The organism is Psychrobacter sp. N25K4-3-2 (genome assembly GCF_015351755.1).
Classification (GTDB): domain Bacteria; phylum Pseudomonadota; class Gammaproteobacteria; order Pseudomonadales; family Moraxellaceae; genus Psychrobacter; species Psychrobacter glaciei.
The window spans coordinates 26,582-39,690 of sequence record NZ_JADKLX010000009.1; the positions used below are offsets into that span (position 1 = coordinate 26,582).

At 38.3% G+C, this 13,109-nt stretch carries 9 protein-coding genes; 2 read left to right on the plus strand and 7 right to left on the minus strand.

Annotated features, from left to right (window positions below; all coding sequences use genetic code 11):
* Positions 1-54 precede the first annotated feature (54 nt).
* From IOD06_RS13190 to parA, 6 genes are all read right to left on the minus strand, one after another.
* Positions 55-3,153 carry a type I restriction endonuclease subunit R gene (locus tag IOD06_RS13190; protein WP_194621236.1) on the minus strand — a complete coding sequence of 1,033 codons (3,099 nt, stop codon included), beginning with the start codon at positions 3,151-3,153 and terminating at the stop codon, positions 55-57.
* A 55-nt stretch (positions 3,154-3,208) separates the two neighbouring features.
* Positions 3,209-4,378 (minus strand): restriction endonuclease subunit S, encoded by a 1,170-nt coding sequence (locus IOD06_RS13195; RefSeq protein ID WP_194621237.1) that lies wholly within the window; start codon positions 4,376-4,378, stop codon positions 3,209-3,211.
* Between the two features lies 1 nt (position 4,379).
* Positions 4,380-5,456 (minus strand): Fic family protein, encoded by a 1,077-nt coding sequence (locus IOD06_RS13200; protein WP_194621238.1) that lies wholly within the window; start codon positions 5,454-5,456, stop codon positions 4,380-4,382.
* A 113-nt stretch (positions 5,457-5,569) separates the two neighbouring features.
* Entirely contained in the window at positions 5,570-8,320 is a 2,751-nt protein-coding gene (locus IOD06_RS13205) for a type I restriction-modification system subunit M (RefSeq protein WP_194621239.1), read from the minus strand.
* An 85-nt stretch (positions 8,321-8,405) separates the two neighbouring features.
* Positions 8,406-8,609 (minus strand): hypothetical protein, encoded by a 204-nt coding sequence (locus tag IOD06_RS13210; protein WP_194621240.1) that lies wholly within the window; start codon positions 8,607-8,609, stop codon positions 8,406-8,408.
* A gap of 9 nt (positions 8,610-8,618) precedes the next feature.
* Positions 8,619-9,257, minus strand: coding sequence for a ParA family partition ATPase (gene parA / locus IOD06_RS13215; RefSeq protein WP_194621241.1), 639 nt, complete (start codon positions 9,255-9,257; stop codon positions 8,619-8,621).
* A 348-nt stretch (positions 9,258-9,605) separates the two neighbouring features.
* Between parA and IOD06_RS13220 the strand changes: the two genes are divergently transcribed.
* Positions 9,606-9,818 carry a helix-turn-helix transcriptional regulator gene (locus tag IOD06_RS13220; protein WP_194621242.1) on the plus strand — a complete coding sequence of 71 codons (213 nt, stop codon included), beginning with the start codon at positions 9,606-9,608 and terminating at the stop codon, positions 9,816-9,818.
* A gap of 152 nt (positions 9,819-9,970) precedes the next feature.
* A complete protein-coding gene (locus IOD06_RS13225) occupies positions 9,971-10,240 on the plus strand; it encodes a hypothetical protein (protein WP_194621243.1) in 270 nt (89 codons plus the stop codon).
* A gap of 270 nt (positions 10,241-10,510) precedes the next feature.
* Here IOD06_RS13225 and IOD06_RS13230 read toward each other — a convergent pair whose 3' ends face one another.
* Positions 10,511-11,719 carry a replication initiation protein gene (locus tag IOD06_RS13230; protein WP_194621244.1) on the minus strand — a complete coding sequence of 403 codons (1,209 nt, stop codon included), beginning with the start codon at positions 11,717-11,719 and terminating at the stop codon, positions 10,511-10,513.
* Positions 11,720-13,109 lie beyond the last annotated feature (1,390 nt).

Sequence of the window (13,109 nt, forward strand, 5' to 3'; positions counted from 1 at the left end):
GGTTTTCTAAGAGTGGCAAGGTTTTTCACTTATTCAGAGTTTTATAATCAGGTACTAACTATCTAGAATAAACTGTCGTAGTAAACTATCAACTCTTATGTTCACTTTAAACGCGGGTATAGTCGCGTTTTCGATAGATTCAAAGTACGCTTTTGCTTTGGTCTTATTGACGGTCTCTTTTAGTTCGTCATAAAGACCAAATTCATTGATTGTGGCGTCTGTAACCTGTCTACTCATAAGCTCACGCAGTTTTGCCTCATTAAGTCCTAAATCATCTGAGAGCTGTTGTATTTCATCACTCTCAGCTTGAGCTTGATACTTGGTGATATAGTCTTTAAAAGTGGTGTTGGCATCGACTTTAACTTTGCCACGCTGTACATCATTTAAAAATATATTGGCATGCTTTTGCTCTGCTTGACTAAGCGATGGAAAGGCCTGATGCAGCTCATTTAGGGCCTGCTCAGCACCTTCTAGGTCAATCAGCTCAAGGTATTTATCAAAACGCGCATTCAGATAGTCGGTATCAATTCTATCGGTATTAATTTCCGTTAAGTAACCTGAAATATCAAATGGGACGTCACCACCATCACCACCTGACCCTCCGCCTGAAAACAGCTCTTTATAGCGCATTGCGAGCACCAAGTAAGTCTGTTCATCAAAGTCTAAGCTGACACTGCTATCATCAAATTCGTAAGTTAGTTTATCCCACACAAAGCCCTGTATTTCTGCAGCTTCTAGATATTCATTAAATAGCTTAAACAGCTTGGCAAACTTAGCCTGACTCGCCTCTTCAGTGGGCAGCGCTTCAAAGTTTTGTATACTAGCAATGGCAAATACTTCTACTGTCTCCGCAAACACTCTATTCATCTCATTTAGATTTTTCTCAAGCTTATCTACAAAAAGTCCAAGAGGCTTATCGCCAGAGTACAGTTTTATGGCTGCCGCAATATTACGCTCCATACTATGGGGCTTACGGTAATAGCGTATCGTACCGAAGGGTTTATCAGGGCCAAATAATCGATTGGTACGAGAGAACGCCTGAATAATACTTTCATAGCGAATGAGTTTATCTAGATATAAGGTATTTACCCACTTAGAATCAAATCCTGTTAGCAGCTGCTCAACCACAATGAGAATGTTCAATTGATCCGCTGGAGTACGCTCAATTAACTTGTATTCAACTTTATGAGATAAGCGATTGGCAATGTCTTTTTTAAATTTGCTATGACTAGAAATCGTAAATTTTTGCTCAAACTGCGCGTTATAGTCCTCTATGATTTCAGCCAGACCCTGCTCTTTAAAAATCGAGGTGGTCTCATTGCCCTCATTAGGGTCGAATAAAGCACTTATTTTTAAATCCAGATTATCCTCGGCTATTTTTTGTTTAAGCAACCTATAGTAGGTAATGGCCTCAGTAATGCTGCTGGTAGCGAATAGTGCATGAAATTTATTACCACGGCTCAATGTCGGATAATTATCCAAGATATCTGCCACCACTTGCTCTTGGTGTTCTGGCGTCAGATATTGCACGTTCGGTAAATAGTCCTCAATACCCTTATTATATGTACCGTCAGCAGAGTTATCACCCGCCATAGGCACATCATTCATAAATTTATAATACTTTTTTTTCTTAACATCATCCTCTAAAGCGTCAGATTCGCTATCTGCTTTTGCTTGATGTAGAGCGACGACCTGACGTACTTCTTTATCTTTAAAGGTCGCCACACGGTACAAGTCAAAGCCTAAGACATTACGGTCACGAATGCCGTCAGCAATGCTATAACGGTGCAATTCATTACCAAAGATGGTCGCGGTGGTACTCATCTTACGCTGGTTCTCATCGTGTATCGGCGTACCTGTAAAGCCAAAGAGCATAGCATTAGGAAAGGTCTGCTTGATGGTTTGCAGCATCTCACCAAAGGTAGAGCGGTGTGCCTCATCAACGATAAATACCAAGCGCTTATCTTGCATAACAGCCAAATCATGTGCGTTCATCGCATTATTATCGGCCTTAATATTGCTCATCTTTTGAATAGAGGTGACAATCAAGACGTCAGCAGGATCATCACTCTTAAGCTTGCTTATTAGCGCATTAGTATCTTCAGTAGCTTGTACACTTTGGCTTTCTTCAGCGAAGCTCTTATAAGCATCAAGTGACTGCGTACCTAGCTCAATTCTATCCATTAAAAAAACGACTTTATCAGCGTCTTTTGAGCTGGCAATCAGCTGTGCTGACTTAAAGCTAGTCATGGTCTTACCGGAGCCTGTGGTATGCCAAACATAGCCGCCTAATTGGCTATTCTTGCTTTGCCACTGCGTGGTAGATACCTTGTCTGATATGGCGTTGGCAGCATAATACTGATAACTACGCATGACCTTTAGCACCCCATCGGCATTATCTGCCACGGTATAAAAGCCAATGAGCTGATGGGCCATAGGAATCGACAGTAATGAGGCTGCGATGTCCTTGTAACTCGTGTATGGCTCGTTATAGACGTTGGCCCACTGAAAGTAATACTCAGGCTTAAAATTACCATCTGGATTGGCAAAATAAACCGTTTCATCCGGTGTCATCGCGACGAATATCTGTACTAAGGCAAACAGTCCGCTAAAGATACCGGCTTCGGCATATTTTTCAATTTGAATGCATGCTTGACTGACGGCGATACCGCTTTTTTTAAGCTCAAGGTGAAATACAGGCATACCGTTGATGAGTAGCATCAAGTCGCCACGGCGATTTTTTAGAATGGGCGATTTGGTAGGAAATAGCGGCTGCTTTACGATTTGATAACGACTCTGTCCGGCCGCAATTTCATGACGGTTATAAATACTAAGGCTGATCTCTTTGCCGTAGTGCAAGGCGTCATCTGGGTTGTCACGAGTGATGGCGACACTGTTGCCATTGATAAAACCGTTTAGCTGGAGCGGTGTTTTTAAGGTATTGATTTGCTCAATAAGCTGCTGCATCTCGCTATCAGTCAGCGGGATATTATTAAGTCGGTCCGGATTGCGATTGTTCTGAAATAAAATATTGGCCCAGTTGTCTATTAAATCCTGTTCTGTCGGACGGTTGATAACGGTGTCTTCCCATCCCTTTTGAATTAGGATTTTGATAAGGGCGTTTTCAAACTCGTCTTCTGATTTAAAGGTCATGGGCTTGCCTTAGGGCGTTAGATTACTTTACGTTAAATGTGAAATCGATGCGTTGTTATACAAACATCTTTGCTAACAGAGCTTTTTTAAGATTTTCAAGGGCTTTGAGCTGCTTAGCTTGCAAGGCAAGAGTGTCATCCAGTTGCTTAAAGAACTGACCGATAGCAATTTGTTCTTTCATTGTCGGTAAAGGAACTTCAATTTCCATCATCGCTTTTTTAGAAATATTAAATCTAGAGATACCTTGTGCCAATAATATAATTTTTGATCGGACCTTATCAGAACGCAACATAAAGGCTATATAGTTTAAGTCTACTTCTTGTGTCAAACGAAAACCGAAACAAAAGCTATTTAAATATATAGGGTAATAATTGTGTTGCCAAACAGACGACATACCAACCTCTTCAGGAGTTTCTGAAGAAGTAGTAAATAAAACATCTCCTTTTTCCACTAAGTTTTGTCTGCTGTCTACTTCCACATTATCCAACATGGTGACTGATGAGAGCGTATTAGAATAAACATTCATATATGTGACATATTTTGCTGAGCCATGTCCAAAGTCATGCTTGGTTTTACCACTCAATCCTGTATAGGTATAACCTATATCTCCTAGTTTCTTATCAGTCCATTCTTCATTGAAGTTTTTTAAACGAATTTTAGGCTGATCCTCTTCTGCTTGAGGAAACATTCTACTAAGGAAATTATTTTTCAAAATCTTTGTTTTTTCATGCTTAGAGCGATAAATGGTAATAGTTTTATCAATATGTTGAAAGTATTCACCAATAGCAATCTGCTCAGGTTTTTTTGGAAAACTGATAGGTATCGAGTGTATCGTTGAGCTAGTTAGGCTTGGCACTCCTGTTGAAGTATTTAATTTTCGCCATTGAATTTTTTGAAATAACGTGAATATAAAAAGGCCTGAAGCCTCTTTAGAAAGCTCGCTATAAAATAAAGTATCTACAGTCCAAAACGGAGAATTCATGTAATAAGGCTTGTCAATTGTTCCCTTTCTACCAATTAACACGCTTTCTTTATCATACAAAGGAATGTTAGTTCTTCCTATCTCACCACCTGTTGCTAAAATTGGATAAATACCACCAGTCACTTCAATGTTTTTTTGTGACATACCACTCTTTATTTTCAAAACATCTCTTACTTTACCTTCAATCCAGTCATCAATGAACCCATTAAAACGAATATCAGGCGTGTTGTTATTTATATTCATATTACGCTCTATTTATTAAAAGTTGCAGTAGCGAGATATTGATATAGTAGGAGCTGCGTCCGATTTTCTCTTTTTGTAGCAGTCCAATATCGGTCAGCTCATCTAAGTATTTAGTAGCCGTGATACGCGACACATCTAAATCATCCATTACAAACTCTATCTTGGTGTAGGGATGGTTAAATAAGTTATTTAACAGCTCTTGGCGATAGATTTTGGGCTTCTCCTCGCGTATTTTGAGCTTGTACGTTTGTATCAATGCCTTGATATCTTTGATTAATATGATGGTAGATTTAGACGTTTCTTCTACACTATCAAGCATAAATAACAGCCAGCCTTCCCAGTCACCAGTATCTCGAACGTGCTGTAGATAGTGATAGTAATCAGCCTTATGGCGAATCAGGTAGTGACTCAGGTATAAAACGGGCAAATCTAGTAAGCCTTGCGCCACCAAATAGAGAATATTTAAAATCCGTCCTGTACGTCCATTACCATCATAGAACGGATGGATACTCTCAAACTGATGATGAATGACCGCCATTTTTACCAGTGGGTCCAGATCGCAGATCGCATCATCATTTATGAAGGTGGCGAGATTATCCATCAATACTTTGATATCGTCGCCGTGTTGGGGCGGCGTATAGACTATGTCGCCTTGGCTGTTTTTGAGAGTAGTACCTGGCAGCTTACGAAAGCCTGCGACGTTTTTCTCTAACTCTTCTTGAATGGCCAAAATATCACTTAAACGAATAATGCCACTTTTTCGTACTGTGTCGAAACTTGATTTTAGCGCTTGCGTATAGTTCTGTACCTCTTTGGTTGCAAGACTTTGGTTGACGATATCAAGCTCAGCTTTAAACAGCTCATCATTGGTAGTGACAATATTCTCTATCTCAGAGCTGTGCTTCGCTTCTTGTAGAGCCAAGGTATTGATCAAGATCGCTTCATTAGGGATGGATGAGACCACACCTTTGAGTTCAGCTAAATAGCGATTGGCTGAAGACAGTTTTTTTAGGACGGCTCTGGTTTCTAGCGCCTCCATATCAGGGAGCGGTAAAGGGATAATCTGATACTCGTCCATGGACACCTCTTGGGATATGTATAATATTTCAGCTTTTTTATACATGTTATGCAAATATGCATAAAAAAGCCGCTTTTCTATACATGTTTATTTGATATCAGCATTTAACATAGCTAGCTTTTTAAAATAGCCTGTAGCGCTTGCAGTCCTGCACTATCGAACTCATCAGCAACTAAGTCATCTATCATATCGGCAAGCTGGCACTCTGCTGCTGTAAGCTCATTAGTCGTTGCGGTATAAGTGTCTGCATACTTGTCCGCTAGCGCCCTTACTTGTCGTGTAAGGTCACTAATGACATCATCGGCCAACTGCGCCATAACCTGTACCAACGGCTGTATCCATTTAAGATGAAGTAGCTCATTAACGGTGTCATCATCCAACCATTCGATAACGAGCTTGGTGAGTTGATGGAGGGCTTCACTATCGTCTCTAATTTCAATCTTTAGCATTTTTTCTTGTATTAATAGCCCATCTGCCTGCACGAGCCTTGCTTCTTCAGTGTCAGCAGCAAATTGATGCATCGCTTGTAGAGTTTTTAGATAGCTATTGATAGCAGACTTGCCGTAAGTACCATCTTTGTTTGCCTCTATGGCATCCCAGTTGACTGCTGATTCTTGAGCAATAAAATCAAGTTTTTCAGGTTTTTTAGGTTTACGGTCTAAAAATACTAGATATCGGTTTAAGCCTAAGATTTCAGGAGTTTCGATATCTTTATAAGCAGCTTTCAGGGCCTTGTTGATTTCACTAGAGGCAAAGCTAGTGTTACTATCGTTTAGTAACTTCTCTTTTTCCTCTTCACTTAGCTCATCAATTAAGCTTTCTAATTCGCCAGTGACAGCCGTTAGCTGATGCTCTTTATCCTGTAGACTTTGCAGTCTGTCTGCTAATAGATGCTGCTGTACCAAGTTAAAGGGCAGTATGTGACCGGCCCAACCTTCTTGAACTTCCTCGTCTTTGCCGTTTACTTTTTTAAGTACCATATTGGGATTAACGATAGTGGTGGCAGCAAAACCTTCTGTTTTGATAATTTCTAAATCTACTGTTATGAGCTGCCACTGATCATCGAGCGCTTGATAAGCGGTGTATTTATTAATCAATAAAAAATCTTGCAGACGAGTAAAAATATCATTTGCTAAGATATCTTCTTGCCTTGATATCTTAAGGTTATCCAAGTTAGTAATCAGCTGTTGATCAAGGTAGTCGGCAAAATCGGCAAAACCACTACGGTAACGCTCAAAAAATGCTTTTACGTCATTGTTCTGGTAGATATGTGGCTCAATATCGGTTGTCGCAAGCTCGTAATAAGGCTTATCTTCTTCCTGATTAAACAAGCTGCTTTTGAGACTTGGGAACGCTGCCCAATAACGATCAAGCGCATCAATCTCATTTCGCGGAATACCGCCAAACATAGTGGCATAAATATCCCAAGCAGTAGCTGCTTCAGCAGAGTCTACATATCGTGGAATGTTTAGATTGTAGCCTTGATCACGTATATCTTGTTGGCTGACCACACGGGCGTATTTGTCGATATTTTGACGGTCAATAACCGCATCCGTGATTTTTTTGATATGCGACGCTTGCAGTTGATTGTCTTTGCCAACTTTTATAAAATCTTTTGAAGCATCTATGATCAGCACATCTGTGTTGACACGTTTTTGTTTGAGAATGATGATAACCGTAGGAATACCTGTGCCAAAGAAGATGTTAGCAGGTAACCCAATAATGGTATCGATATGATTGTAGTCGATAAGATTTGTGCGAATTTTTTCTTCTTCACCGCCACGAAATAATACGCCGTGAGGCAGCACAATCGCCATGATACCGTCTGGTTTGAGATGATATAGGTCGTGAAGTAAAAAGGCATAGTCTGCCTTAGTTTTTGGTGCAAGGCCAAAACGAGCATAGCGCGGATCAGACTCTTTGTTGGCAGAGTCCCATTCTTGTGAATAAGGAGGATTAGATACCACAGCATCTACGTGCAAGATGTTATAGCTATTGACTGGGTCAGCTTCATCAAAGTATGGCCAATCATCCTCTAACGTATCCGCATTACGAGTAAAGATATTAGAAGGCAAAACCCCGCGCATGATTAAGTTCATACGAGTCAAGTTATAGGTATTTTGTTTGAGCTCTTGAGCGTAGTATTTAACGTTGTTTTTACTATCAATATGTCTGGCAATAGATTGACCGATATTAATAAGTAGCGAACCCGAACCACTGGTTGGGTCATAGATAGCAATGTTGTCACGATCTTTTAGATGGTCTGCGATAATCTCAGACATCAACAAAGATACCTCGTGTGGGGTGTAAAACTCACCAGCTTTTTTACCTGCATTGGCTGCAAACATACCCAAAAGGTACTCATAGATGAAGCCAAGAACATCATAATCTTGCTTACCATCCATAGGAATGCTTTTAATCAAATGAATCAAACTGCTGGCTGCCTTGGTTTGAGATGCGGCATCTTTACCAAGATTGCTTAAGCCATTGTGTAAGGTTGAAAAGATACCTTCAAACACCTTCTTGTTTTCTATATTCCGTGAAAATGAGTTTAGTGCATCGCGTATATTAGCAATCTCAAAATCGCTACCTTTACTTATCCACGTCGAAAACAAATGCGGATAAGGAATAAAGTAGCCAAGGTTTTCTTTAATAAACTCGACAGCTTCAACGTCTTCTTCCGTCAAGCTGCTAATATTCTCATCAGTAAAATCGTTGGCTTTTAAGAACTGCAATTCTTTATCTGATAAGAATTTGTAGAACATAAACCCGATAATATAGTCTTTATATTCATTCGCTTCGATCTTAGAGCGCATTTGATTGGCGGATTGCCAGATTTTGTTAGCTAGTTGTTGTTTATTCATAAAGTGGTATGGTCTATATAAGTGATCAATGGGTAGGTGGTATGGCGTCAAATTGTAGTGATCAACAGGTCTAAAGGCAATGTCATTATCGCTCTACTAGACGTTCTTCAATCATCTCGGTGAGCAGCTGCGTCAATGTTTTTCGGCTATCAAGTGCATGCTTTTTGAGCGCAATGTACTTTTCTTCATCAATATTAAAATTAACCCGTACTGTCTTTTTCGGAGCGTTTGTCACGTCTGACAAATCTAGCGTATTTTTAGCGTCCTTACTTGGTCGACCGGCTTTCATACTCACACCTTATTTTTCATCAAAAAATGTTTTAACTTCGTTTACTAGAGCAGTCATCTCTTGCACTGCATTACTGTTAGCTGATTCAGTATCGAATACCGTTTTACCTAATGAGGCGCTATTCGGATAACTCACACGCTGCATGATTCTACTGTTTAGCACAGGTAGACCGTACTCTAGTAAAACTGAGGCGACCTCTTTACCAATATTGGTATTCTGAATGGCCCGAGACACTACAAAGGCAGCTTTTAGTTTACCGTCAGTCATCTCTATACGCTGCTTCACTAAGTCCACTAAATCGCTAGTCGCCCAAACGTCGTATGGGCTAGGCTGTACGGGGATCAATACAAAATCAGCTGCTTTAATAGCGGATAAAGCTAAACTAGTTGCTTGCGGTGACCCATCAATCACTACATATTCTTTATCAGATACATTTTTCAAGTCTTTATCAAGAGTGGGACGATCTAGACCAATCACTGGTACAGGATTATCTTCATCAACCGCTCTCCAGTCACGAGCGCTACCTTGCTGATCGCTATCGACCAACAATACACTATGGCCTTGTAGCTGTAATCCACGAGCTAATTGAGTGGCAATAGTTGTCTTGCCACTGCCCCCTTTTTGATTCAATACAGCAATGACTTTCATAGAGAGCTCCGTGCTTTGAGTATTTGAGTATTTGAGTATTTGAGTATTTGAGTATTTGAGTATTTGAGTATTTATAAGACTTTACTTAATAGCTAGATGAATAGCAACATTTTTCAATCAAAATAGCGATATCTTCAATATTGACTTAATCCCTACTCTAATAATAATTATAGAACTGCCTCAATTTGTCAAATCCTGAGTTGGCATAGTAAACTACCTGCTGAAACATAATGTGCAGCTATTGGGTATCATTTTGAGCTGCTAAAATAGGTACTTAATGCGGTTAGCATTCGTTATAATCCAGTCGCCAATCAAAAACCACAAACAATTTCTAATTAGGAAACTACTATGGTGAAATGTCACTTATCGACTATCATGGGCGAAAGGCGTCTTAAAATTGCCGATGTCTCAAGAGATACTGGTATCAATCGCGGCACCATCACCCGTATGTATAATGAAGAAGCTACTAGAGTTGATTTAGATGTTATTGAGTCTGTATGCAGGTACCTTAGAATCAATATTGGCGACTTATATCAAATCATAGACGAGTCTAATACTTAAAAGCTAGCTTGCCATAGTAAAGTGCATTAAAAGAAAAAAAGACCTGTAGAAGATTATTTTTACTTGTAATAGATTAAAATATAGGTATAATTTGACCTATAGGAAGTTATTTAACCTATTTAAAAATCATAATGTTCTATAGGAGAATAAAAATGCATATGAATTTATTATTACTCAACGCGTCATCTTGGTTTACTGATGAGGCAAAATCATTATCTGTCCAACTGCTGACAAATTTGCAAATACAACAAGGTGTGCAGCTAGCAAACTTACTTAGCGTAGACTCTATTCTTTATAATGACGAAGCTGTCTATGTCTGGGTACAGCGACAGCTTGATGAAGGACTACCGATTGATGACTATACAATATGTAAGCTTGAGACTTCTTTTATAGATCTCATGGATAACGACCAGGCTGCTTAGTTGTAGTGGCACACATAGCAACCTAAGGACTGTAATTTATCTCAAATTCTTTATCATCTAAGTCTGGAATTTTCTCAAAAAAAACTACCACAAAGGGTAGTTTTTCTTGTTTAATTTTTTTATAAAAAATATTTACTCAAATACTTAGAGTATGGCTTATAACTAATCTAGTTATATCTTGCCTAGCAATTGATACAAAGTCTTGAGAGAAATATATAATAGTTAAAACTATATTGGTATCAAACACATCTCACATTCAAAAAAAACCTTTTAATTAATTCCATAATCAGTGTATTTTTTCAAAAAACTGAGGTATTGGTCATACTTTTCGGGTTCTTGTAGCTCTTTCTCAATACGTTTTTGTGCTTCATCATAAGACTTAATGCTCCAATCGCCAACAATTTCATGTTTATCTTTTAATTGAAAACTATATTTTTTAGCTTGTTTCTCAGTTAAACACGTTGGTTTATCATTCTTGTCAACTTTCTTAGCGGCAGTATTTTTAAAGCTAAATACTAGCCCTACAATCTCTCTACTATTTTTTTGTTTCGTATACGTAATACGTAGAGGCGTATGTTTTTCAACTTCTTTAATTGCTTTATCTATAACCTTTATTCTGAAATCCGTTACTTTGTCGTATGTATCCTCACAATTAAATTTCTTTCTTAAATACTCGATAGAGTAGGCCTTTTTCTTACCTCTTAAATATAAACAGCTGTTAATCAATTCGAACATAATAATCCCATATGACCCTAAATTAACAATATATTGTCGCTCATATTGTGTGTATGGATTACTTCTATCAAATATTGTTAACATTTCTGTGACAGTATCAGTAAGGGTTACCTCTATACAGCCATTACCTCTAAGATATTCACATTCCGCAACCCAGCTCGACCCTTTTCTATTACCAATCTCATCTTTTTCAAAATTCCAAAAGAAGAATGCTTTATGTAATAAGCTGTCAGCTACGTTCGCTAATAAATCATAAACGTTGTTTTTTCCTACATCATATTCGTTATGAAATTCTAGAGCGGTGACTACAAAAGTTCTTTGTTCAGGATTTAGGTCAACAGCCTTACGTACAATATGTGATAGATACATTATCAGACGTCTTTCGTTAAAGTCTAAATTGGTGATTGCATTAAGAAGCCTGTTTTGCATCACTATCAAGTTATCAGCATATACCCAACCATTATGAGGGGCTGGAACGTTTTCATTTAATTTAGGTAGCGCTAAATGTCCATTTTCATCATTATTAGTGTTAGCTTGTAATTCATATTTAAAATCAAACTGTGGCTCAATATTAGGTTCTACAATTAAAATTGTAGCATCAGCATCGCCTATACTTTTTTTAATATGCTTGATTAATTCATCACGTTCGTCTGCTGACAAATGCTTATCAACTTTCACTGTGTAAGATTGACCTACATCGTCTCTTAGCTTTTCTTGTAATTCCTTAAACTCAGAAGGTGTCATACATTAAATCCTAGAAATACCTATTCATATTATAGAATCATAGCACATAGTGAGAATTTTTTATTATATTTTCTCATTATACCCTATATTTATCGTACTATAGCCCTAAATTTGTCGTATTATAAATTTAATACACACTAAATTAATCACGTTATAACCCTAAATTTGTCGTAGTATGCCTACTGAAAAAACCTTTGAAAGCCAATATTTATAAGGGGTACATAGAGTTTATTAAAAACATATAAAGCTTTTAAAATACTGTTATAAATAATAAATACTGTTTATTTTTCAATATGAGAAAGACAATAAAAAAACGCGCTTACTTGTTGACAAGTAAGCGCGTTTGCTTTTAAATACACCCTGACGGTTGCAGAAATTGGGGAATTTCTGGAACGACACAAATAAGCATACAAGGTGCGTTATTTGAATCAGCTGGTTAGGCCCGTCATGGGTGCAATTCTACAAGCTAATCTGAGTTTCATCAAGTAATTTCACGTCTTATTGGTCATTCGCTTTTACAATTCCTTAGTCAATGCTTATCGTCTCCGCGCAAACGGGTGATGAGGTTAAGTGACGCTAGCGTTTGCGATACGGGGATCTTACTACTAGGGTATTTAGACAAAGTAAGAAACGTAATGAGTAGTTGAATGACCTATCTGAAGCGATATATTGGAGCAATCCTTGTCAGCGTAAGAACACCATTCAGCAGTTAAAAACGTGTCTAAGCGGTGCTATCAGCCGTAATTTTAACAGCGTCAGCTTGATACAGTGATGACGTTCTGATTTCCGTCCCAATGCGTGCCGAGGTCATACTAGGTGTAGCTTGAGATAGTCAGATAATACCTAAAGCAACCGCGTTTTATGCGTGTTTGCTTTAGGGTGAGTATTGTCTGAACTTCGAACCCATACGAACCAAGATCATAAATATATACTATGATAGATCATAGTATATATAGCCCCCTAGGCTATATATATAAGGGTTCAGAGAAAAAATTTATGATCTATATAGGGAGTAATCAAACAATCACATAGAAGAGAGTCGAGATCCGAATATCTGACAAATACATTAGCTTTGATTACTAGAGTAATCCTGATATTTAGATTAACTATGCTATAGCCCGAAATCTCTGATGCTGGTACATAAATCTATTGTTAGAGCTACTTAACTTTTAAAGCATTTTAACCCGCTATATCGAGTAGATTTATTATTAAGTTATGCTAACGATGTTCAGTGAGCTAAGATGAAGATCAATAAGGTAGCTAGCCAAGTCATTATTCAATAAGTAGTGAAGCTAACAGATACATAGCGTTAACAGCGTCCCTAGTTTTATCACTACGCAGTTTTAAGGCCGATTAGGTACATCACCATCGAAAACATCAGTAGAAACGC

Excerpts from the sequence above, each read along its gene's own strand:
- IOD06_RS13190 (WP_194621236.1), bottom strand. The coding sequence starts at position 3,153 with ATGACCTTTAAATCAGAAGACGAGTTTGAAAACGCCCTTATCAAAATC.
- IOD06_RS13195 (WP_194621237.1), bottom strand. The coding sequence starts at position 4,378 with ATGAATATAAATAACAACACGCCTGATATTCGTTTTAATGGGTTCATT.
- IOD06_RS13200 (WP_194621238.1), bottom strand. The coding sequence starts at position 5,456 with ATGGACGAGTATCAGATTATCCCTTTACCGCTCCCTGATATGGAGGCG.
- IOD06_RS13205 (WP_194621239.1), bottom strand. The coding sequence starts at position 8,320 with ATGAATAAACAACAACTAGCTAACAAAATCTGGCAATCCGCCAATCAA.
- IOD06_RS13210 (WP_194621240.1), bottom strand. The coding sequence starts at position 8,609 with ATGAAAGCCGGTCGACCAAGTAAGGACGCTAAAAATACGCTAGATTTG.
- parA (WP_194621241.1), bottom strand. The coding sequence starts at position 9,257 with ATGAAAGTCATTGCTGTATTGAATCAAAAAGGGGGCAGTGGCAAGACA.
- IOD06_RS13220 (WP_194621242.1), top strand. The coding sequence starts at position 9,606 with ATGGTGAAATGTCACTTATCGACTATCATGGGCGAAAGGCGTCTTAAA.
- IOD06_RS13225 (WP_194621243.1), top strand. The coding sequence starts at position 9,971 with ATGCATATGAATTTATTATTACTCAACGCGTCATCTTGGTTTACTGAT.
- IOD06_RS13230 (WP_194621244.1), bottom strand. The coding sequence starts at position 11,719 with ATGACACCTTCTGAGTTTAAGGAATTACAAGAAAAGCTAAGAGACGAT.